The sequence below is a fragment of the Scandinavium manionii genome (assembly GCF_024764775.1).
Taxonomy (GTDB): Bacteria; Pseudomonadota; Gammaproteobacteria; order Enterobacterales; family Enterobacteriaceae; genus Scandinavium; species Scandinavium manionii.
Genome location: NZ_JALIGC010000034.1, coordinates 205462 through 225531, shown reverse-complemented (window position 1 = coordinate 225531; position 20070 = coordinate 205462). Strand labels below are relative to the sequence as shown.

The following is a 20070-nucleotide window of genomic DNA, read 5'->3' as shown; positions in this document are numbered from 1 at the left end:
AATCAGGATTCCGGCGGTGAAGCCATATCACGGTATTTTGCGAGAATCGGGTTATTGGTTTCTGAAGAACTTTGCAGGTTCCACAGGCCACGATCGATCCCATCGTTAATCAGATAAATAACGCCGGTTTCAATCGCTGACATCAGACACAACATGACCGGTTCATTCGAGGTATACCCAATTTCGCCTTCCAGCAGACGCTGGTAGTCAATAAAGCGGAACACCCCGGCCTGAACTTCATAAGACAATATGGTCTTGCTGGTATTCACAGAGGAAAGGACTTCACCGGTACTGACGTTAATCACGCGCAGGTTAACGGCAATCTGGTCAAGTTGATATTGTGTGTCGCCACCGATACCAAAATAACGCGCGCCAACACCGCCGGATTTCACGTTACTTTCATAACCGATAATCGATCCTTCAATAATGACGTTCGCAGAACTTAACGATTGTAATGGTGCCTGGTTATTTACGCCGACGGTGCCATTTTCCTGCGCTGCCCGAATGATTTTTCGTTCATTAAGCAGGTTTTGTAATCCCTGACGTTCCAGCGGAATGAACCATTTGGAATCTTTCAATGCCGTCACCAGCATCGCCGTCGCACTTTGCGGTACCGCCGTTGAGAAGTTACTCGCCGGATAAGGTTTAAATTGCCCGGTTTCATCCTGAATGTTGTAGACAGAAACGTACAGCTTGCCCTGCGGAGAAGGCAGGTGCGTCAGGTCACGATAGCTTTGCGCCCGTGGCATTAACGTCGGTTTTGCCGCCTCTTTCGGCGGGGCGGTCAGACAGCCACTGAGTAGGACGACCACCAGAAGTATAAATAAACGCTTCATGATTATTTTCCTGTACGGGTCTGTGACTATTGGTCACTCGTAGACGTCTGTTGCACTCCGGAGACCTGGATAGTCGAGGTTTTCCCCGTACTTCTGTCGGTCACGTTAAGCGTGAGCAGGCCATTGCTGTTTTGTATATCGACAATAAAGTCATTAGTGACGAGGCGACCCGGTTTCCCGGTAGCAACGTTACCCAACAGGCCACTTAATAATTGTGACTGGATAGCTGACGTGAAGTTATCTAACGCCGACGGCGCGGTATAACCAAAATCGTCACTCCCACCAGGTGCTTTATACGAGTTCTGCGCCTGGGCTTCATTTAGCAAAAAAGCGCCGTTATTCGGGTTTCCACCGAAGTTAGGGTTTACGAACTGGAAAACCATATTACCGGCCCAACTTGCTGGTGTAATAAAAGCGAGCAAAGCGACAGTACAGGCGATACGCATGATTGCCTCCACCCTCTATGTTTAAAATTCGTCGTGTGCTAAATCGTCCGTTTTTAATAAGGCCTGGTCGATTTGGCGTTTATTGATACCTTCTTGAGTAATTTGTACAGCTGCGTCTACGGTCTTATCAAACTCCCGTCTTATCGGGAATAAAAAGGTCTGAAATAAAATATCCTGATTAACAGTTATTGTTATCCAACTCCCCCAGCGTGCACTGGGCCTTTCATTAATGGATATATTCTCTCGGGTAGTACTGGCCCATTTATCGGTAAAGGAACGATAAAAATCGTGCCCTACCGACGATACGGTGTGATCGGCCACGATACCCGGTATCTCCACCTCTCCGGCATGCAGAGAGGGCGCAAGCAGCAGCAGGTTTGCAGCTGCAAGCCAGCACAGGGAACGTTTCATGGTGTCTGCCTGTTAACTTAACGCCTGAGATTATCATTGGCCCAGGAGACGGCCTGAGTCCGGTTTTTTACGGCTAACTTCTTGAAAAGATTATAGAGATGTGTTTTTACGGTGTTTTCGCTAATGAACAACGAGCGGGCAATTTCCACGTTGGAAGAGCCGACCCGCAGTTTATTCAGAATCTCCCGTTCACGCTGCGTCAGCATTGCACTTTCTGCATTGTTGTAACGGTAGTTACCTGAGTGCGTAATCAAATAGCTGGCGAGCTTATGCGAAAAGTAACAATCGCCATGCATGATCATGTTTAATCCTTCGATCAAACGTGATTCAGTTTCATTGTTATAAAAGACACCGTTGATGTGCGGCCAGTTTTCTATGTCCTTGAAAGGGTATTCCTCGGGTGTGTTGAGTAATACCAGTTTCATCCCGTTGTTTTTCCGGCCTAAATTTTCCTGCCAGTGAGTGATCAGCCTTTTATCCGCTTCCATCATATCGAAGATCATGATGCTGTCAGGCAACGTTTCTTCCATAATACGATGAATATTTTGTACTTTTCCTGAGATATCCAGAGTCGATTTTAAATATTGTAAAAGCGCGCTTGCTTGTAAGGACGGCTTTGTTACAAGTACAAGCGTACTGCCTAAACTATGGACTTCATTTAACATGATGAAACTCCAACGTTTTATAGCAGCTATCAGTTTTCCCCGTAAAAATACGGGGTTCCAGAAGTACTGATTGAGGCTGCATTGCTGTGTATACGTATTGTCGAAAACCCTAAGGAGGGTAAAAAGTCAATAAAACAATATTAGGTAGTTCAGTGTTCAATCTAGTCATTGCTAAATTTTAAGCAAGATCAAACACTGTAACAAAATGTAAGTCAGAATATTAAAATGTAAATATCTGGTTCGTTAATCATTTAGAAGTGATGATAAAGTTGTACACGTAAATAAAATGTAAGCAACTTAATAAGTCACACAAATGACATAACTCATTAATATATAACTGATATATTATTGTGGTCGTTTGGACTATTCTCATCCAAATAATACATAAGTTTGTAACGCTTTTATCTTTAGAAAATTTTGGTCAAATGAGATCGCGATCCTGATCTTCGCGGTTGGTTTTTTCCTGACGCGCTAAACACCTTGATTTATAAGATTATCCGTTTTTTTAGATATGTTCTGATAATAGAAACACAAATAATCATATTTAAAGACGGGGACATAGCGTAATTCTAATGCTTAGGAATGATCCGAAAAATTTAAAATCAACCTTGCGGGTGACACCATTTAATTTTGGTCAGTAACATACTGTTCATCGTAACGTCGCATTAACAACAACGTCGGCGTTATTTAACAGCAACAGAAATAGCCAGGATTCAAGCGGGTGGAACATGAACAAGAAAGTGTATTTTCTGTCGTTAACACTGCTGGCGATACCTGGATTAGTAGCTGCATCGGGTTATGATCTGGCAAGTCCAGAATATAATCTGGTCGCCAATGGCCTTAACTCTAATCTTGCTAATGAAACAGCAGTTGTTGCTCAGCGAGGTAATGGGAATGGCGCGAATGCTCAACAGGATGGAAATCATCAAATAGCCGTTGTTTCTCAACGAGGTAATGGCAATCAGGCTGATGTTTCTCAATCCGGTGGGTACAATCTGGCCTATGTAGATCAGGCCGGAAGTAGTAATGATGCAGATATTAGCCAATCAGGCTATGGGAATACAGGCATTATTATTCAGAGAGGTTCGGGTAATCAGGCCAGTATTTCACAGCAGCAGTCCGTAGGTACTAAAACAGTTATTGTGCAAAACTCGTCGCAAATGGCCGTTCGTGTATTAACACGTTAATGGTTATAAGACGAAACCTAATCAAGCCAATGGGGGTTTTATGAATATTAAAATGTCTATGATTGCAATGGTTCTTGTTTCTGGTACAGCATTTGCTGGTGGCCCTGGTGGTGGTGGTCCTGGTGGTGGTGGTGGTCTGCCACAAGTTAATTCCAGTAATGAAACTGTGAATATTTATCAGGAAGGCGGTAATAACGGCGCCAGCGTGGATCAAAGTGGGTCCAAATACGCAGATGTGAACATCTCACAGAAAGGTCTGAACAACCTGGCAACTGCAACACAAAGCAGTGCCTACAACAGTGATATCAACGTGTCACAGGTTGGCTTTAGCAACAGCTCAAGCAACCTGCAAACCGGTGATAACTCCACCATTAACGTTAGCCAGAACAACCTTTACGGCTGGGGGGCGGGTAACTCTGCCAACGTGAATCAGACCGCTGACAGTTCCATTGTTAACGTGACTCAGAACGGCTCTGCTAACTGGGCAAACGTTTACCAGCATTAATCTGGTTTTCGCACTATATAAAAAACAGGGCCTGTGCCCTGTTTTTTTATTGGAGGATGTCATGAACAGTTTGCTTATTGCGGTCGCTCTCACCAATAGCATCGCTTTTAATGTGACCCATCAAGGGGAAATGTACACCATTACGCCGCAGGTCACTGTGACAGAGCCGTGCCAGTGCCGGGTGAGTATCCAGACGATGCGTGAGGGACAAGGCGGGACCAGCAACATTCAGCAGAGTAAAACGGTAAGTTTGCCCGCTAATCAGCCGATTGATCTCTCGAGGATGCAGTTAAATATTACCCAGAACGACACGGTAAAAGTCGTTGTCACGCTAACGGATGGGCAGGCTTTGCATCTTTCGGCGCAATGGCCCAATGGGGAAAGGACCTAGCAGCGCCCTATTTTTAACAGATTGATTGGCGTTAATTCACAGTGATGATTACTTTTACGTTAAGGGTTTGCAGTGTCGTGTTGTTGAAGTACGCACGGTGCGGGGCAGCGTGTGCATAACTCACTCTCAGGGATGATTACATTCCACGGAGCTACGCGATGAAAACCTTAACTCAACAGCTGTGTGCTGTTGCCTGTCTGTCGTCGGCATTGTTCTCTGGCGTCGCAATGTCCACGACCTCTCAGGCCCAGGGTGGCGTCATTCATTTTGTCGGGTCGATTGTCGAAGATCCTTGCAACATTTCTACCGGTTCTCAGCATATTTCCATGAGCTGCCATCGTGCAGGGCAGGTGCAAACTTCTGCTATTTCTTTCCAGCAGGCCGCTACGGGGCACGTCGTGAATAACGAGGCGGCAACCGTTAGCATGCGCTATATTAATCCTCAGAAAACACTCGGTGTCGTCACCATCGCTTACCGTTAACCTCTTTACGGATAAACGCTTTCTCCTGCTTTTGACTAAACTTGAACTTAAGTGAACGTTCGGCAGGAGAAATTTATGAACGCGCGGATCCAAATCCTTCAGGCCGATATCACTACCCTCGATGTCGATGTTATCGTCAACGCCGCCAATCCGTCGTTACTGGGGGGTGGGGGTGTGGACGGGGCCATTCATCGGGCTGCAGGCCCGGCATTACTGGAAGCCTGCAAAAAAGTGCGCCAGCAGCAAGGGGAGTGTCCCGCTGGTCACGCGGTGATAACCGAGGCCGGTAATCTAAATGCTAAAGCGGTTATCCACGCCGTCGGGCCGGTGTGGCACGGTGGGGAACAGCACGAAGCTGCGTTGCTGGAAGACGCTTACCGTAACAGCCTACAGTTGGCGGAAGCCAACGGTTATCGCACCCTGGCTTTTCCCGCTATCAGTACCGGCGTTTACGGTTATCCTAAAGCTGCTGCGGCGGCGATTGCGTTTACGACCGTCGATCGCTGGCTTGCCAGCCACGCGTTACCTGAACAGGTAACTTTCGTTTGCTTTGATGAGGACAGTGCACATCTATATGCACGATTACTTAGCCAGCAGGGAAACTGACACCCGCCTGCACCAGGCGCTGGCTTCTTCAGAGAACGCCTCGGCAACAGTTTGTGGGATCCACACGCTCGAAGACAGTCTTGAAGCTTTTGCGGCGCGCTATCAACTTGCTGCCCTGGCAGAGCGCACCCTCGATGTGCAGTACTATATCTGGGAAGACGACGTCTCCGGCCGATTGTTGTTTCAGGCACTGATGGACGCCGCAGACCGGGGCGTGAAGGTACGATTATTATTGGATGACAATAACACCAGCGGGCTGGACGACACGCTCAAAATACTGGATGCGCACCCCAATATTGACGTGCGGCTGTTCAACCCCTTTTCATTTCGTACTCTGCGGATGCTGGGTTATCTGACCGATTTTGCGCGTCTCAACCGCCGGATGCATAACAAAAGTTTTAGTGCGGACTGTCTGGCGACCATCATCGGTGGGCGCAACGTGGGCGATGCCTATTTCGGTATCGGTGAAGAACCCTTGTTTACCGATCTTGACGTGCTGGCGACAGGGCACGTTGTCGCAGAAGTGGAACGGGATTTCGAGCGCTACTGGCAGTGTGAATCAGTGGCAACCCTACAACAGGTGCTTCCATCGGACAATACGCCAAGGGTAAAGCCGTCTTTGCCGGCATTTTCCGATGAACAGCAGATTGCCGCTGATCGCTATCTGGAAAAACTGGCGACAACCGAAATTGCCCGGCGCATGTCGCAGGGGGATTTATCTTTTATCCACGCGCAAACCAAACTGCTCAGCGACGATCCGCGCAAAGGGGAGGGGAGAGCTGCCCCGCGCAGTTTGCTGCCTGAACGATTACGCCGCGCGATGGGTACGCCCGAATCGAATATCGATATTATCTCTTCTTATTTTGTGCCGGGCCGCGCGGGTGTGGCGCAAATTCTGCAGCTGGTGCGCAAAGGGGTGAAAGTCGCGATTCTGACTAACTCCCTGGCGGCGAATGATGTGGCGGTGGTTCACGCGGGTTATGCGCGCTGGCGTAAGAAGTTGCTTCGTCACGGCGTCGAACTTTACGAGCTGAAACCGACGCAACATCCACGGCCAGGCATCCGCGACCGCGGTTTGACCGGTAACTCCGGCTCCAGTCTGCACGCCAAAACCTTCAGTATTGATGGAAAAAAAGTGTTTATCGGCTCGTTTAATTTCGACCCGCGTTCGGCGCTGCTCAATACCGAAATGGGGCTGGTTATCGACAGCGAGCATCTCGCCCAGCGCATTCACCATCGTTTTCTGAAAAGTCAGCGCGACGCCGCCTGGAAACTCAAGCTAACGCGATGGGGAAAAATTCACTGGATAGACAGGGAAGACGGGCAGGAAACCGAGTTACGCAAAGAGCCTCAGGCCAAAATCTGGCAGCGTATTTTAGTGCTGATAGCGTATGTGTTGCCGGTGGAGTGGTTGTTGTAATCGGGCCGCCTCTGTGCGGCCCGTTTCTATTACTGTGCGGAAGGCTGAGTTTTGTTCGGCGACGTCTGCGGTTTGCCTGAGAACAGGAAACGCAGCAGCGGAATGCGAAGATGAATTTCGTACAGGATAATTGCAATCCCGATAACGAACACCAGACCAGTGATAAAGCCGACCAGGTTGGAGTGGATGTACGGGGTGATCCACGCGCCGTACAGCAGGGTCAGCGGATGGTGTACCAGATAAATAAACAGCGAGGCGTTGACAAAATAGGTCACGCGGCTGGATTTGAAATTCAACATCCGGTGGCCAAACGCAAACACCACGTTCACCATCCACAGGCCCAATACCATCGTAATCACGTATTCGGTTTCATACATCCAGGCGTCGCCAGAGCCGTATTGCTGGTTCAGGCGATAGGCGATAAAGCCGAGCGCCGCTCCGGCCATGCACCACGGTGACGGGGTGGTGAACAAATCTTTCAGACGTGGATTCACGAACGCCTGCGCGCCAAGAATAAAGAACGGCAGATAGAACAGGGTCTGCATCACCACGAAATTAAAGATACCGTCGCTGAGTATCGGGGGATACACGATGAACAGCGTCCGGCGAATAATGGCGTACACAATGCCCAGTGCAAGGAACAGCCCGGTCAACTGGCCCATGGAAACGTTATTGAAAAACGCGATAATCGAGGCCTGCTGGCGTTTTTTGATCCAATGGAACAGCGCCAGCCCGAGTGTGGTCAGCACCACCAGAACCAACAGGAACCACAGGTGAGACACCAGTTCCCACGCCAGAGTGTTGAATTTTTGATAGCCGGTCAGCGTATGCCAGGTCGCCGATTTTCCCTCAACGTGCTGAAGCATTAAAAATTGCGGCAGCGTCAACAGGGGAATGGCAGTCAACATCGGGATGCCGACGCGCTCCACGCGCACCGTCCACCATTTCTTCATTGGATAGCGCAAAAAAAGCATGTACGAGAAATAGCCGGAAATGACGAAAAAGACCTGCATACGGAATGAGTGAACAAAATCGTTGAACAGCGTCAGCCACCACGAAGGTTCAGCACTGTTGACGTGCCAGGTGTGGCTGGAATAAATCAGGGAGATATGGAAAGGGATACCCAACAGCATCAGCCAGGCGCGGATGGAGTCGAGGAAATATTCGCGTTGCGGTGGTGTATTATTCATAAAATCAATGAAATCTCAGACTAATCGTCTTATCGGCCAGTACGATAACAGTTAAATTCGAGCAACCCTACACGAAGTCCGGGAACCTGTCTTTAGGAGTAGCACGCAAAGTGCATACCGGTGTGGAACGTTGTTTATTCCATAGGCCACCGAGCCGAACAAAATGGGGATTATGTTGTCGGATTGCTTGAGTTTCCATTAAAATGGATCGGATCGATTTAAGCACACAAAGGGGGAAGTGCTTACTACTTATGAAAAATAAACCACAGATGATGAAACTGCGTTGGATAGGCGCAGCCATAATGTTGTCCCTGTGTACTTCATCTGCATGGGCGTTCAGTATTGATGATGTAGCGAAGGAAGCGAAATCGCTCGCCGGCAAGGGCTACGAAGCGCCAAAAAGTAACCTGCCCTCCGTTTTCCGCGACATGAAATACGCGGATTATCAGCAAATTCAGTTTAACCACGACAAAGCTTACTGGAGCAAGGTCAAGACTCCGTTCAAGCTTGAGTTCTACCATCAGGGGATGTATTTCGACACGCCAGTCGCCATTAATGAAGTGACGGCCACGTCGGTGAAGAAAATCAAATACAGCCCGGATTACTTCAATTTTGGCAATGTCCAGCATGATAAAGACACCGTCAAGGATCTGGGTTTTGCCGGGTTTAAAGTGCTGTATCCGATCAACAGCAAAGATAAAAACGACGAAATCGTCAGCATGCTCGGAGCCAGCTATTTCCGCGTTCTCGGTCAGGGCCAAACCTATGGCTTGTCTGCCCGCGGCCTCGCCATTGATACTGCTTTGCCATCCGGCGAAGAGTTCCCGCGTTTTCGTGAGTTCTGGATTGAGCGTCCAAAAGCGACCGACAAACGTCTGACTATTTATGCACTGCTGGATTCCCCGCGTGCGACCGGCGCCTATCGCTTTGTCGTGATGCCTGGCCGCGATACCGTGGTTGATGTGCAGTCTAAAGTTTACCTGCGCGATAAAGTGGGCAAACTGGGCGTGGCACCACTGACCAGCATGTTCCTGTTTGGGCCGAATCAGCCATCTCCGACCACCAATTTCCGTCCTGAACTGCATGACTCTAACGGTCTGTCTATTCTGGCCGGTAACGGTGAATGGATTTGGCGTCCGCTGAATAACCCGAAACACCTCGCAGTGAGCAGCTACGCGACCGAAAATCCGCAAGGCTTTGGTCTGTTGCAGCGTGGTCGTCAGTTCTCGCGTTATGAGGATTTGGACGATCGTTATGACCTGCGCCCAAGCGCGTGGATTACCCCGAAAGGTGACTGGGGTAAAGGGAAAGTCGAGCTGGTGGAAATTCCAACCAACGACGAAACCAACGATAACATCGTCGCTTACTGGACCCCGGATCAGCTGCCGGACCCAGGCAAAGAGATGAACTTCAAATACACCATCACTTTCAGCCGTGACGAAGACAAACTGCACGCACCGGATAGCGCGTATGTGATGCAGACACGTCGTTCAACAGGTGATGTGAAGCAGTCGAACCTCATTCGTCAGCCCGATGGCACTATCGCGTTTGTCGTCGACTACACCGGTGCGGACATGAAAAAGATGCCGCAGGATACGCCGGTTACCGCCCAGACCAGTATTGGTGACAACGGAGAAATCGTGGACAGCAATGTTCGCTATAACCCGATGACAAAAGGCTGGCGTCTGACGATGCGTGTGAAAGTCAAAGATGTGAAGAAAACGACCGACATGCGTGCGGCCCTGGTCAATGGCGATCAGACGCTGAGTGAAACCTGGAGCTATCAGCTACCTGCTAATGAATAAGATAAACGAATACATCGATGCAATGCCTCTCTCTGATATTGAGAAGACCGCATTGCCGACCACTGATTTTCGTGCTCTGCATCAGGCGCTGGATACCGAACAGACCCCTATTACGCGTGAAGATGATTCACCGCTCGGTTCGGTAAAAGCGCGTCTGGAGCAGGCGTGGCCGGATTCGCTGGCTGAAGGGCAGTTAATCAAAGACGCGGAAGGGCGCACACAGCTCGAGGCTATGCCAAAAGCGACGCGTTCTTCAATGTTCCCGGACCCATGGCGCACCAACCCGATTGGTCGCTTCTGGGACAGAATGCTGGGCCGTGAGGTTCAGCCGCGTTATTTGTCACGCCTGACTCAGGAAGAGCGTGAGCATGAGACCAAGTGGCGTACCGTCGGGACTATCCGTCGTTACATTCTGCTGTTGCTGACGCTGGCGCAAACCGTCGTCGCAACCTGGTATATGAAAACTATTCTGCCGTATCAGGGCTGGGCGCTGGTTAACCCAATGGACATGCGCGGCCAGGATCTGCTGGTTTCCTTTATGCAGCTGCTGCCATACGTGCTGCAAACGGGGATCCTCATCCTTTTCGCCATCCTGTTCTGTTGGGTTTCCGCCGGTTTCTGGACCGCCTTAATGGGCTTCCTGCAACTGCTGATTGGCCGCGATAAATACAGTATTTCAGCGTCAACCGTCGGTGACGAAGCGCTGAATCCTGAACATCGCACCGCGCTTATCATGCCTATCTGTAACGAAGACGTAGACCGCGTATTTGCAGGCCTGCGAGCGACCTGGGAATCGGTGAAAGCCACCGGTAACCACAAGCATTTCGACGTGTACGTGCTCAGTGACAGTTATGACCCTGATATCTGTATGCGTGAGCAGAAAGCGTGGATGGAGCTGATTGCAGAAGTGCAGGGCGAAGGGCAGATTTTCTACCGTCGTCGTCGTCGTCGTGTGAAGCGTAAAAGCGGCAACATCGATGACTTCTGCCGTCGTTGGGGCAATCAGTACAGCTACATGGTGGTGCTGGACGCTGACTCCGTCATGACCGGTGACTGTCTGTGTGGCCTGGTGCGTCTGATGGAAGCGAACCCGAACGCCGGGATCATCCAGTCTTCGCCAAAAGCTTCTGGCATGGACACGCTGTATGCGCGTTGCCAACAGTTTGCGACCCGCGTTTACGGCCCGCTGTTTACCGCTGGTCTGCACTTCTGGCAGTTGGGTGAATCCCACTACTGGGGTCATAATGCCATTATCCGCGTGAAGCCGTTCATTGAGCACTGTGCGCTGGCACCATTGCCGGGCGAAGGTTCGTTTGCCGGTTCTATCCTCTCCCACGACTTCGTGGAAGCGGCGCTGATGCGTCGTGCAGGATGGGGCGTGTGGATTGCCTATGACTTGCCAGGTTCGTATGAAGAGCTGCCGCCAAACCTGCTGGACGAACTGAAACGTGACCGTCGCTGGTGTCACGGGAACCTAATGAACTTCCGTCTGTTCCTCGTAAAAGGCATGCACCCGGTACACCGTGCGGTGTTCCTGACGGGGGTAATGTCATACCTGTCTGCGCCGCTGTGGTTTATGTTCCTGGCGTTGTCGACGGCGCTCCAGGTGGTTCATGCGCTCACCGAGCCGCAGTACTTCCTGCAGCCGCGTCAGCTGTTCCCGGTGTGGCCACAGTGGCGTCCGGAACTCGCTATCGCGCTGTTTGCGTCCACTATGGTGCTGCTGTTCCTGCCTAAGCTGCTGAGTATCATCCTCATCTGGTGCAAAGGATCGAAAGAGTTTGGCGGTTTCTGCCGCGTGACCCTTTCCCTGCTGCTGGAAGTATTGTTCTCAGTGTTGCTGGCCCCGGTACGTATGCTGTTCCACACCGTGTTTGTGGTCAGTGCGTTCCTTGGCTGGGAAGTGGTATGGAATTCACCACAGCGTGATGATGACTCAACCCCATGGGGTGAAGCCTTCATGCGCCACGGTTCTCAGCTGCTGCTGGGTCTGGTGTGGGCCGCCGGTATGGCGTGGCTGGACTTGCGTTTCCTGTTCTGGCTGGCACCGATTGTCTTCTCGCTGATCCTGTCGCCGTTCGTGTCGGTGATTTCCAGCCGTGCGACCGTCGGTCTGCGTACCAAACGCTGGAAGCTGTTCCTGATCCCGGAAGAGTATTCCCCGCCGCAGGTTCTGAAAGATACCGACAAGTACGTGGTGCTGAACCGTACCCGTTCGCTGGACAATGGCTTTATGCACGCGGTATTTAACCCGTCGTTTAACGCCCTGGCAATAGCGATGGCGACCGCGCGTCACCGTGACAGTAAAGTGCAAGAAATTGCCCGCGACCGTCACGTTGAGCAGGCGCTGAACGAAACGCCGGACAAACTGAATCGCGACCGCCGCCTGGTGCTGCTGAGCGATCCGGTGACCATGGCGCGCATGCACTATCGCGTGTGGTCTTCGCCGGAGAGATACTCTTCGTGGGTGAACAATTACGCGGAAATAACGCTGAATCCTACGGCGATTAAAGCGAAGTAACTTCCGCGGTAACGCGTTTGAAAATAAAATACCGGTCGATTGACCGGTATTTTTTTAATGAGGTTTTGATGAACAGAAACGCGGTGAGGATCCTGGCAGTGTGCCTGATGGCGCTCGCGCTGAGCGGCTGCGGCAGCATTATCAGTCGGACCATTCCGGGCCAGGGGCACGGAAATCAGTACTATCCCGGCGTGCAGTGGGACGTCAGAGATTCCGCATGGCGTTACATCACCATCCTCGATCTGCCGTTCTCGCTGGTCTTCGATACATTGCTGTTACCCATCGACGCGAACCATGGCCCTTACGAGTAACTAGCGTTCATCCCACTCGTCGGCTGCCGTCTGGCCCTCTTCGGTGTCCAGAGGCGGTTCGAGCTGAAATTCGCCCTCATCCCACTCGTGGAGCGTATTTTCTTCAATCCACTCCTGAGTCAGCTCAATCTCGTCGAAATCGCCGTCAAAGACGCTTTGCGCACCTTCTCCGCTCACCATCGGCAGGCATTCGCCTTCTTCGCCTTCAGTGGCAAAGAATTCGGCCTGCCACATAATATCGCCATCCTGCAGGATGTATTTCTGTAAGTTGAGCTGCTGAACACTGAGTTCTTCCTCTCCCGGATTGGGGCTGCTGGCAACGAACTCTTCACGAGCCGCATCAATAGCTTCGTCGAGCGTGGCGTACATAGTCATCTCATTCTCCCTGCGGTTTGACGTGGTTTTCAGGAAAAGAATAGACGAAGTTTAGATTAAGCAAGAACGTCAGACGAAAAATCATCCTGATGGATTAATTCACCGCAGACGAGTCTTCACTTTCATTCTGCACTGAGGCGAGGGCAGCCTGTCGTGTACGGCGCATACTCAGGCCAGTGTAAATGGCGTTGAACATGACCACACTCGCGGTCACCAGGAACACTGTGCGAAAACCGTAGCTCGCCGAAACCGAGGCGCCAATCAGTGGCCCGGTGACGTTACCGATATCGCGGAATGACTGGTTATAGCTGAAAATGCGTCCGGCAATTTGGTTGGTGGAATTGTACACCAGCAGTGTCTGAACCGCGGGCAGCAGCGCCCCGTCGGCAGCACCGAGCAGAAAGCGCAGCAGGCCAAGCTGCCAGGGGGTTTGCACAAATGACATCGGGATTAACAGCAGAACGGAGATGATCAGCGCCGCAATCAGGATTTTTTCTGGCCCGATTCTATCGCCCAGCTTGCCCAGGCGAGGGGCGCTGATCAGCGCGGCAACGCCGGGTACCGAGGCAATCATCCCGCTGATAAACGCGATATTGCTGACGTTACCCGCCAGCTCTCGTACATACAGCGTCAAAATGGGGGCGATGGAACCGGTCGCCACCTGGATAATCATGGTGGTGATAAACAGGCTTAGCACCAGCTTCGGACTTTTCAGCGAGGAAAGAACGTCTCTGGCGTGCAGCATCTCTTTTTTCGGCACCGGCTCGAACTGCTCGCGGATAAGTAAAAGTGTCAGCAGGAAGCACAAAAACAGTACGCTGGCAGTCATAAAGAACACCGGACGCAGGCCGTAGGTGTCTGCCATCAGGCCGCCCGCTAAAGGGCCAAGTAGCGCGCCGCTCACCGCCCCGGTGGAAAGCGTCCCCAGCGCCCAGCCGCTTTTATTGCGAGGGATTTGAGTGGCGATCAGCGCATTGGCGTTCGGCACAAAACCGCCGAGCAGACCCAACAGCGCGCGCAGAACCAGAAACTGCCAGATATTCTGCGCGAAGCCCATCAGCACCATCACAATCGCCATGCCGAGCGCAGAGCGTAGCAGCATGATTTTTCGACCTTTACGGTCTGCCAGTCCTCCCCAAAACGGTGAGGCGATAGCGGAAAACAGAAAGGTGATGCTGAATACCAGTCCGGACCACATATTTAGCGCGCTGTGTCCGGTGACGCCGAGTTGTTCGACGTATAGCGGCAGGAAAGGCATGACCAGGCTGAAGGCCGCGCCGGTAAGAAAGCAGCCGATCCAGGCGATGGTGAGATTCCGTTTCCAGCTTATGGGGGCATCTGAGGAAAGCATAGGGTTCCGCGTAGTGACGCTAGGGTCGTTCAAAATGAAGTGATAAGCAGGCTAATTATGCGCTCGCTAAATCACGACTGCAATCAACGACGACGAAACCAGGAAAGAAAAAACAGGCCGGGTAACCGCAGCGCTCCCGGCGGGTAAGGGTCAATAGCGGGAAGGGGTGCCTTCCGGACGCGTTTTGAAACGGCGATGCAGCCACATGTACTGCTCGGGCGCCATCAAAATGCATTGTTCAATCACTTTGTTCATCCACGCGGCGGTGGTTTCGGCATCGTCCAACGGCGGGGCGCACTCAGGCTCGAGAATCACCAATTCATAACCTTTGCCACCCGGCTTACGACGCGGCACGAAAGGTACAATGCAGGCTTTCGACATGCGCGTCAGAGTGTAAGTCCCGGAAGTGGTTGCCGCTTTGTCGACGCCGAACAGCGGCACAAACACGCTGCCCTGAGGGCCGTAATCGTGATCGGGCGCATACCAGATGACTTCACCGTTTTTCAAAGCGCGGATCATGCCCTTTAAATCTTTGCGATCGAGCATGTCTTTGTTGGAGCGCATGCGTCCCCAGGTCTGCACCAGGTCGATAACCGGATTATCATTCGGGCGATACACGCCAATCCCCGGAGACGCGTGCAGGCCAAACATGCGGGCGCCGATTTCTAGCGTCAGGAAGTGAATACCGATCAGCAGAATGCCTTTTTTCTCGGCTTCCAGTGCACGGATATGTTCCACGCCGGTGGAATCACTCCAGCGAGCCATCCGTTTGTCGGACCAGAACCACGCCATGCCGGTTTCCATCAAACCCATGCCAACAGACTCAAAGTTTTTGACTACCCAGTCATGACGCGTTTTTTCGTCCATATTGGGAAAGCACAGTTCGAGATTACGGTAGGCAATCTGTGAACGCCGTTTCATCAGACGCAACGAAAGACGGCCAAGGGACGTACCGAGTCGGTAGAGGATCGGATAAGGAAGTTGAACCAGTAGCCACAACAGGCCGACGCCCAGCCAGGTTAACCAGTAACGCGGGTGGAGGAGCGCGGCGGAAAATTTAGGTAAATGCGTCATCTCAGTCCTGTTCTTTCGAGCAATTGATTTTATTATCGCACTTTTTCGGGCTTCGCCCAAATGACCCCAGGCGGAACGTCTGTTATTGCAGCAAATGTAGTGAGTGTATCTGTTTGAGGTGAGAAAAATGTAGCGCAAAATGTGGGGATGTAAATTTGCAGCACATGCTATATGATGCGGGCCGCGAATTTTCTCATAAACGAATGCAGGAACCACACCATGCCAGTGTTTTAGTGGTGTTTCTTGCGAATATTTTTCTTTTAAATCATATGCATACCACCTTACTTGTTGGTGGCTTTGTGCTATCTCATGAAAATAAATTATCCCGCCTTTTCAGGGGCATAGAATATATTTTGGGGAATGGTTTTTTCCATTTTAGAACGTCCAGAATTACATAAAAATACCCGCCAGTTAGAAAAATCCCCGCCCAACCAATGTTGACAAAAGTGATGAATATCGTTTTATCCTAAAAGGGAGCGCAAGAGATTGCGCTTGCTGCACGGGCTAGCAGTTCCACCTTGTGGGCTGTGCTTGCTGTAGAGCCTACATCCGCGTTGAGGCTGTCACGGTCAGGTTGCAGAGGTGTGGGCAAGGGAAATGGGGTATCTGGATCGCCACACCCCATCGGTGACTCGTTATCTGGCTGGAGAGCCTCGCGCATTGAGTTGCGGGAATAGGCTCCGCGATAGGCGCACACCGGGCAGGGCTGACAGGATAAGCCTGAACGTTGCGTTACCCAACTGGCACGCCTGGTCGCTGTTTTGGGCTGGAAACCTCGCTGAACGGAACCTCCCTAAGGCATGTTTTCAGAGAGTTAAGTGGCATTGGTTTACCTCGTTATGAGCTAAACCTTTGTCACTGCTGTTTGCCTACTCCCATTTCTCCAGGCATGTGAATTGGGATTTGCGCAGTTCTGCTGCGTTGGCTGAAATATTTTTTATGTAGGTCGCTACAGACCTCCGCTGGCTTAGTCCGGCGTCAATCTCGGCAAAGTGCCACACTAGCGGAAGCTGGTGATGAGTAGTAAACCTGCACATGCTCGCAAAGAGCAGCAGATCCAAAAAGCCAAAGCCCGCAAAGCTGAAGCAAAGCAATCCGCAACCGATGAGCAGAAAGAGCGCATTCGGGAAATGCGGAAGCTGGGATTTGCACCCCGCAAAGGCAACGTAACCCAAAAGCACTTTGAGCGTTACGCGGCTTATCTTGAAACGCAGGCAATGGCTAACCGCGCCGCCGTTCTTAACGGCGAGGTCGCTGTCTTTGCTGCCCGTGGTGGCTTAATGACCCGACTCTTCGACAAGATGGAAGAGGACGGCATTAAAAGCACTGCGTTTGCCAACCTAGCCACAACCGCAACCCGCCTGATTTCTCTCGCCCCAACACTGGCAGAAAAATCCCGTTCTGAGCTGGGATCGCATGTTGACGCGCACCTCACCGATTCGGAGCTTGATGCTCTTGAGCGCGAAGTGATGAAGGGCGTGAGCAATGACTGAGCGCCCGGAGTTCACAACCCGCGAATATCGTGACCGCGTTCGCCGCATTGCCTCGATGATTGTCTCTCAGGGCAAGGCGAAGATGCGCGAACACGTCCACATCCTGCGACAGGCTGCGCACTTCAACCGATTCTATAAGCTGGATTTCTTCGAGCCCTATCCGTACCAGATGAAATGGTATCGCTCCGGCTCGCAGTACCTGCTGCGCTATCTGTCTGCCGCCAATCAGATTGGCAAAACATATTGCGAGGCTGTGGAGTTCGCTTATCAGGCAACAGCCATGTATCCGGCATGGTGGCCCGGCTTCCGCTGTGGGCGTGCTGATGATGACACCCGCATCATGTGGGCTATCGGGATATCAACCGACGCAACGCGCAAGGTGCTGCAAAAGGAGTTGCTGGGAACATCTAACGCCCGTCGCCGCAATGAAATTGGATCGGGTTCCATACCTCGCGAACTAATCGACCTTGATAGTTTTATCTGTGATGGCGAGACGGTTAAGTCTTTCCGCTTGTGGGATATGGCAGGGGGGCAAACAGAGGTTCATTTCTACAGCTCCACGCAAGACGAAAAAGTCTTCATGGGCCAACGCGTTATGTTTATTTGGGTAGATGAGCAAAGCGAGAAAGAGGCGGAGCTTATCGCTCAGTGTACAACCCGAACCACCAACACTGGCGGCTGCGTGGCCTGTACTGCAACGCCGGAAGTTGGTGCGACTGACTTCTACAACCAGTGCAGGCACGACAAGACAAACCCCTGACCGCGCCGAACGTCACGCCGAGGTTATGCGCACGGGGCGCTGGATGCCAACGTATTCAGGGGCACTGCGATGAATCCAATAAAGCAGGCCGTAGAGCTGGAAAAGAAAGGGATGTTTCGCCGCGCCGCAAACCTGTGGTTTAGCCTCTCACGCTGTCATGGCGAATTTAAGAGTGAATTTTCCAAGCGGGGCGACAAGTGCATGGTGGCCGCAAACAGGCTCAGGATTAAAAACCCGGCATACACCCATAAGGGTGAAGTAAAAGCCAGTTACCTATCAATCTAACGGAGAGGCCCCGCAAGGGGCTTAAACAGAACATGACAACACCAATTATTAAGTATTTCGCATACGAACACCTACCAGAGCCGCTCCAGAAGGTAAGCAAACCAATAGGCGATTTAGCCCGTCAAATGGATGACGCAATCCCCGAAGGGCCTGAAAAGTCGGCGGGGTTGCGCAAGCTGCTTGAAGCAAAAGATGCACTGGTTCGCGCTGCATTATCGGGAGGCCGATTAAATGACCAATAACAAACTAACACCCGAATGCGTAGATCGCCTGATTAAATCTATTTCCCTGAATGAGCGTGATTTAGATAGAGCGCTGATGCGATGCGCATTGGCAGAGCTTCAGGAATACCGGAAAGCGCGCGTCGTTCCTGGTGGTTGGGTGGCGGTTCCGGCAAACCCCACAGGCGATATGCTGGCGCGTATTAAGCTTTCCGACACTTGGACAATTGAGGCGCTAACAGCCAGATACAAGGACATGCTCCGGGCGGCTCCAGAAGCACCACGGGACTAGAAAAACACTAATCACTAAAGTAACCTGGCAAAGGACTGCCAGAGCAAAGAGATAACGTTATGCTTGTTTCCCTTACCGATTGGGCAAAGACCCAGTTTAAAGAACCACCTTCAGCCGCCACGCTGCGCGTTATTGCTAAGACGCGTCAGACTTACCCGCCAGCCATAAGGCTGGGTACTCGCTGGGTTATCGATGAGAACGCGGAATTCATTGGCATGGCTGCGCCTACGGCGATTACTCCCGGATTGAGTGACGGAGCGCATGAGCTGGTTAAGAGGGCTTTGCATGGCAGCTAGGCCGCGTACATTCAACGTCACAACGCCAAATCTCTATTGCAAGCTGGATAAGCGCACTAACAAGGTTTATTGGCAGTACAAAGACCCTGTATCGGGGCGATTTACGGGGTTCGGCACGGATGCCGACGCCGCCAGAACCGCTGCAATTGAGCTTAATCGCATCTATGCAGAGCGTGAGGCGAATCAGGCGTTTGAATTGCTGAAAATTCGCGCCCAAAAGCAAGGCATGGGTAAGGCGGTGCTGCTACCGGACTGGGTGAAAACCTATGTCGATATCACCGAGCGCCGCCATGAGAAGGGCGAGATATCAAAGGCTACCGTAGACGTTAGAAAGACTCATGCCATCCGATTGGCCAGCCGCTTTCCCCGCACCCCCTTAGACGCCGTTTCAGCGCGTGACTTATCGGCAATCATCACGGAATACACCGACAGGGATAAAAACCGCATGGCTCAGGCTGTGCGCTCTGTATGGTCGGATATGTTCAAAGAGGCGCAATACGCCGGAGCAGTAGACCCCGGCTTCAATCCAGCCGAAGCAACCAGAAAGCCAAAAGCAAAAGTAACCCGGCAGCGCCTGACGCTTGAGGACTGGAACAAGGTATTCAATGCGGCGACAGCCTCACACCTGCGCAACGCAATGCTATTGGCAATGGTAACGGGCCAGCGCGTTGGCGATATCGCCAAAATGAAGTTCACAGACGTCAAAAACGGCATGTTGTATGTGGAACAAGGCAAGGGCGGCGCAAGAGTAGCTATTCCTCTCAATATCCGCAGTGAGGCCCTAGGAATGACGCTGGGGGATGTGATTGCCGGTTGTCGTGACAGGGCTGTTAGTCGCTATCTTGTCCACCACTCGCGCCGTATTGGTGCTGCAAATGTTGGCGACGCGCTCCCGGCAAAAGCCCTGACAAATTTGTTTAGTGCGGTACGTGATCGCGTTGTGATTGAACTGGACGAAGGGAAAACCCCGCCAACTTTTCACGAGCAGCGATCCCTTTCTGGTCGGTTGTATGAGAAGCAGGGGATAAATGTGCAGGCGCTTTGGGGCCACAAAAGCAAAAAAATGTCTGAGCTGTATTTGGATGAAAGGAATACAGAATGGATAGTCGTTGCTGTATGATTTTGGGGAAAGATTTTGGAGATCTTT

At 51.6% G+C, this 20070-nt stretch carries 24 protein-coding genes; 16 read left to right on the top strand and 8 right to left on the bottom strand.

The genetic code is table 11. The features are described from left to right. Positions 1-2: 2 nt before the first annotated feature. The 4 genes from csgG to csgD are packed head-to-tail and all read right to left on the bottom strand — an operon-like array spanning position 3 to position 2358. Complete coding sequence (gene csgG / locus MUU51_RS05985; protein WP_159775113.1) at positions 3-836, bottom strand: curli production assembly/transport protein CsgG; 834 nt, start codon at positions 834-836, stop codon at positions 3-5. Positions 837-862: 26 nt separating this feature from the next. After that, positions 863-1282 (bottom strand): curli production assembly/transport protein CsgF, encoded by a 420-nt coding sequence (csgF, locus tag MUU51_RS05980; protein WP_159775115.1) that lies wholly within the window; start codon positions 1280-1282, stop codon positions 863-865. A gap of 21 nt (positions 1283-1303) precedes the next feature. Next, positions 1304-1693 (bottom strand): curli production assembly/transport protein CsgE, encoded by a 390-nt coding sequence (csgE, locus tag MUU51_RS05975; RefSeq protein ID WP_110509818.1) that lies wholly within the window; start codon positions 1691-1693, stop codon positions 1304-1306. Positions 1694-1710: 17 nt separating this feature from the next. After that, positions 1711-2358, bottom strand: coding sequence for a biofilm master transcriptional regulator CsgD (gene csgD / locus MUU51_RS05970; protein ID WP_159775117.1), 648 nt, complete (start codon positions 2356-2358; stop codon positions 1711-1713). Positions 2359-3086: 728 nt separating this feature from the next. Between csgD and csgB the strand changes: the two genes are divergently transcribed. The 6 genes from csgB (at position 3087) to MUU51_RS05940 (ending at position 6949) form a co-directional block, all read left to right on the top strand. Then, positions 3087-3545: a curli minor subunit CsgB gene (gene csgB, locus MUU51_RS05965; RefSeq protein ID WP_159775119.1), complete on the top strand. Its 459-nt coding sequence runs from the start codon at positions 3087-3089 to the stop codon at positions 3543-3545. Between the two features lie 40 nt (positions 3546-3585). After that, positions 3586-4050: a curlin gene (locus tag MUU51_RS05960; protein ID WP_159775121.1), complete on the top strand. Its 465-nt coding sequence runs from the start codon at positions 3586-3588 to the stop codon at positions 4048-4050. Between the two features lie 61 nt (positions 4051-4111). Further along, positions 4112-4441, top strand: a complete 330-nt coding sequence (gene csgC, locus MUU51_RS05955) for a curli assembly chaperone CsgC (RefSeq protein ID WP_159775123.1) — start codon at positions 4112-4114, stop codon at positions 4439-4441. A 158-nt stretch (positions 4442-4599) separates the two neighbouring features. Then, positions 4600-4923: a YmdA family protein gene (locus MUU51_RS05950; RefSeq protein WP_235033686.1), complete on the top strand. Its 324-nt coding sequence runs from the start codon at positions 4600-4602 to the stop codon at positions 4921-4923. Between the two features lie 75 nt (positions 4924-4998). Then, positions 4999-5529, top strand: coding sequence for an O-acetyl-ADP-ribose deacetylase (gene ymdB, locus MUU51_RS05945; RefSeq protein WP_159775125.1), 531 nt, complete (start codon positions 4999-5001; stop codon positions 5527-5529). Further along, positions 5477-6949, top strand: a complete 1473-nt coding sequence (locus MUU51_RS05940) for a phospholipase D family protein (RefSeq protein ID WP_159775376.1) — start codon at positions 5477-5479, stop codon at positions 6947-6949. The genes ymdB and MUU51_RS05940 overlap by 53 nt, the downstream gene beginning before the upstream one ends. A 29-nt stretch (positions 6950-6978) precedes the next feature. Here the strand turns inward: MUU51_RS05940 and mdoC are convergent, their stop codons facing one another. Continuing rightward, on the bottom strand, positions 6979-8139 hold the full coding sequence (gene mdoC / locus MUU51_RS05935; protein ID WP_258967333.1) for a glucans biosynthesis protein MdoC: 1161 nt from the start codon (positions 8137-8139) through the stop codon (positions 6979-6981). 251 nt (positions 8140-8390) lie between these two features. Here mdoC and mdoG point away from each other — a divergent pair, with 251 nt between their 5' ends. The 3 genes from mdoG (at position 8391) to MUU51_RS05920 (ending at position 12776) form a co-directional block, all read left to right on the top strand. After that, positions 8391-9944 carry a glucans biosynthesis protein MdoG gene (gene mdoG, locus MUU51_RS05930; protein WP_200849712.1) on the top strand — a complete coding sequence of 518 codons (1554 nt, stop codon included), beginning with the start codon at positions 8391-8393 and terminating at the stop codon, positions 9942-9944. Continuing rightward, a complete protein-coding gene (gene mdoH, locus MUU51_RS05925) occupies positions 9937-12465 on the top strand; it encodes a glucans biosynthesis glucosyltransferase MdoH (RefSeq protein WP_159775129.1) in 2529 nt (842 codons plus the stop codon). The genes mdoG and mdoH overlap by 8 nt, the downstream gene beginning before the upstream one ends. 83 nt (positions 12466-12548) lie before the next feature. Next, entirely contained in the window at positions 12549-12776 is a 228-nt protein-coding gene (locus MUU51_RS05920) for a YceK/YidQ family lipoprotein (RefSeq protein ID WP_258967361.1), read from the top strand. Here the strand turns inward: MUU51_RS05920 and MUU51_RS05915 are convergent, their stop codons facing one another. The 3 genes from MUU51_RS05915 to MUU51_RS05905 form a co-directional block, all read right to left on the bottom strand. Beyond that, positions 12777-13151, bottom strand: a complete 375-nt coding sequence (locus tag MUU51_RS05915) for a MysB family protein (RefSeq protein WP_159775131.1) — start codon at positions 13149-13151, stop codon at positions 12777-12779. It lies immediately after the preceding gene. A gap of 94 nt (positions 13152-13245) precedes the next feature. Continuing rightward, positions 13246-14502, bottom strand: coding sequence for a multidrug efflux MFS transporter MdtG (mdtG, locus tag MUU51_RS05910; RefSeq protein WP_258967332.1), 1257 nt, complete (start codon positions 14500-14502; stop codon positions 13246-13248). Positions 14503-14652: 150 nt separating this feature from the next. Next, on the bottom strand, positions 14653-15576 hold the full coding sequence (locus MUU51_RS05905) for a Kdo(2)-lipid IV(A) acyltransferase (RefSeq protein ID WP_159775135.1): 924 nt from the start codon (positions 15574-15576) through the stop codon (positions 14653-14655). A gap of 1016 nt (positions 15577-16592) precedes the next feature. Here MUU51_RS05905 and MUU51_RS05900 point away from each other — a divergent pair. The 7 genes from MUU51_RS05900 to MUU51_RS05870 all read left to right on the top strand — a co-directional run bounded on the left by MUU51_RS05900 (position 16593) and on the right by MUU51_RS05870 (position 20043). After that, entirely contained in the window at positions 16593-17069 is a 477-nt protein-coding gene (locus MUU51_RS05900) for a S66 peptidase family protein (RefSeq protein ID WP_258967331.1), read from the top strand. Continuing rightward, the gene (locus MUU51_RS05895) at positions 17062-17829 is read left to right on the top strand and encodes a terminase large subunit domain-containing protein (protein ID WP_258967330.1); all 768 of its coding nucleotides are present in this window, start codon (positions 17062-17064) and stop codon (positions 17827-17829) included. The genes MUU51_RS05900 and MUU51_RS05895 overlap by 8 nt, the downstream gene beginning before the upstream one ends. Before the next feature lie 69 nt (positions 17830-17898). Beyond that, entirely contained in the window at positions 17899-18114 is a 216-nt protein-coding gene (locus MUU51_RS05890; protein ID WP_258967329.1) for a hypothetical protein, read from the top strand. Positions 18115-18146: 32 nt separating this feature from the next. Next, entirely contained in the window at positions 18147-18356 is a 210-nt protein-coding gene (locus MUU51_RS05885) for a hypothetical protein (protein WP_258967328.1), read from the top strand. Next, on the top strand, positions 18346-18627 hold the full coding sequence (locus MUU51_RS05880) for a hypothetical protein (RefSeq protein WP_258967327.1): 282 nt from the start codon (positions 18346-18348) through the stop codon (positions 18625-18627). Before MUU51_RS05885 ends, MUU51_RS05880 begins: the two co-directional genes overlap by 11 nt. 59 nt (positions 18628-18686) lie before the next feature. Continuing rightward, complete coding sequence (locus tag MUU51_RS05875) at positions 18687-18923, top strand: excisionase (RefSeq protein ID WP_258967326.1); 237 nt, start codon at positions 18687-18689, stop codon at positions 18921-18923. Beyond that, on the top strand, positions 18889-20043 hold the full coding sequence (locus tag MUU51_RS05870; RefSeq protein WP_258967325.1) for a phage integrase Arm DNA-binding domain-containing protein: 1155 nt from the start codon (positions 18889-18891) through the stop codon (positions 20041-20043). The genes MUU51_RS05875 and MUU51_RS05870 overlap by 35 nt, the downstream gene beginning before the upstream one ends. Positions 20044-20070: the final 27 nt, after the last annotated feature.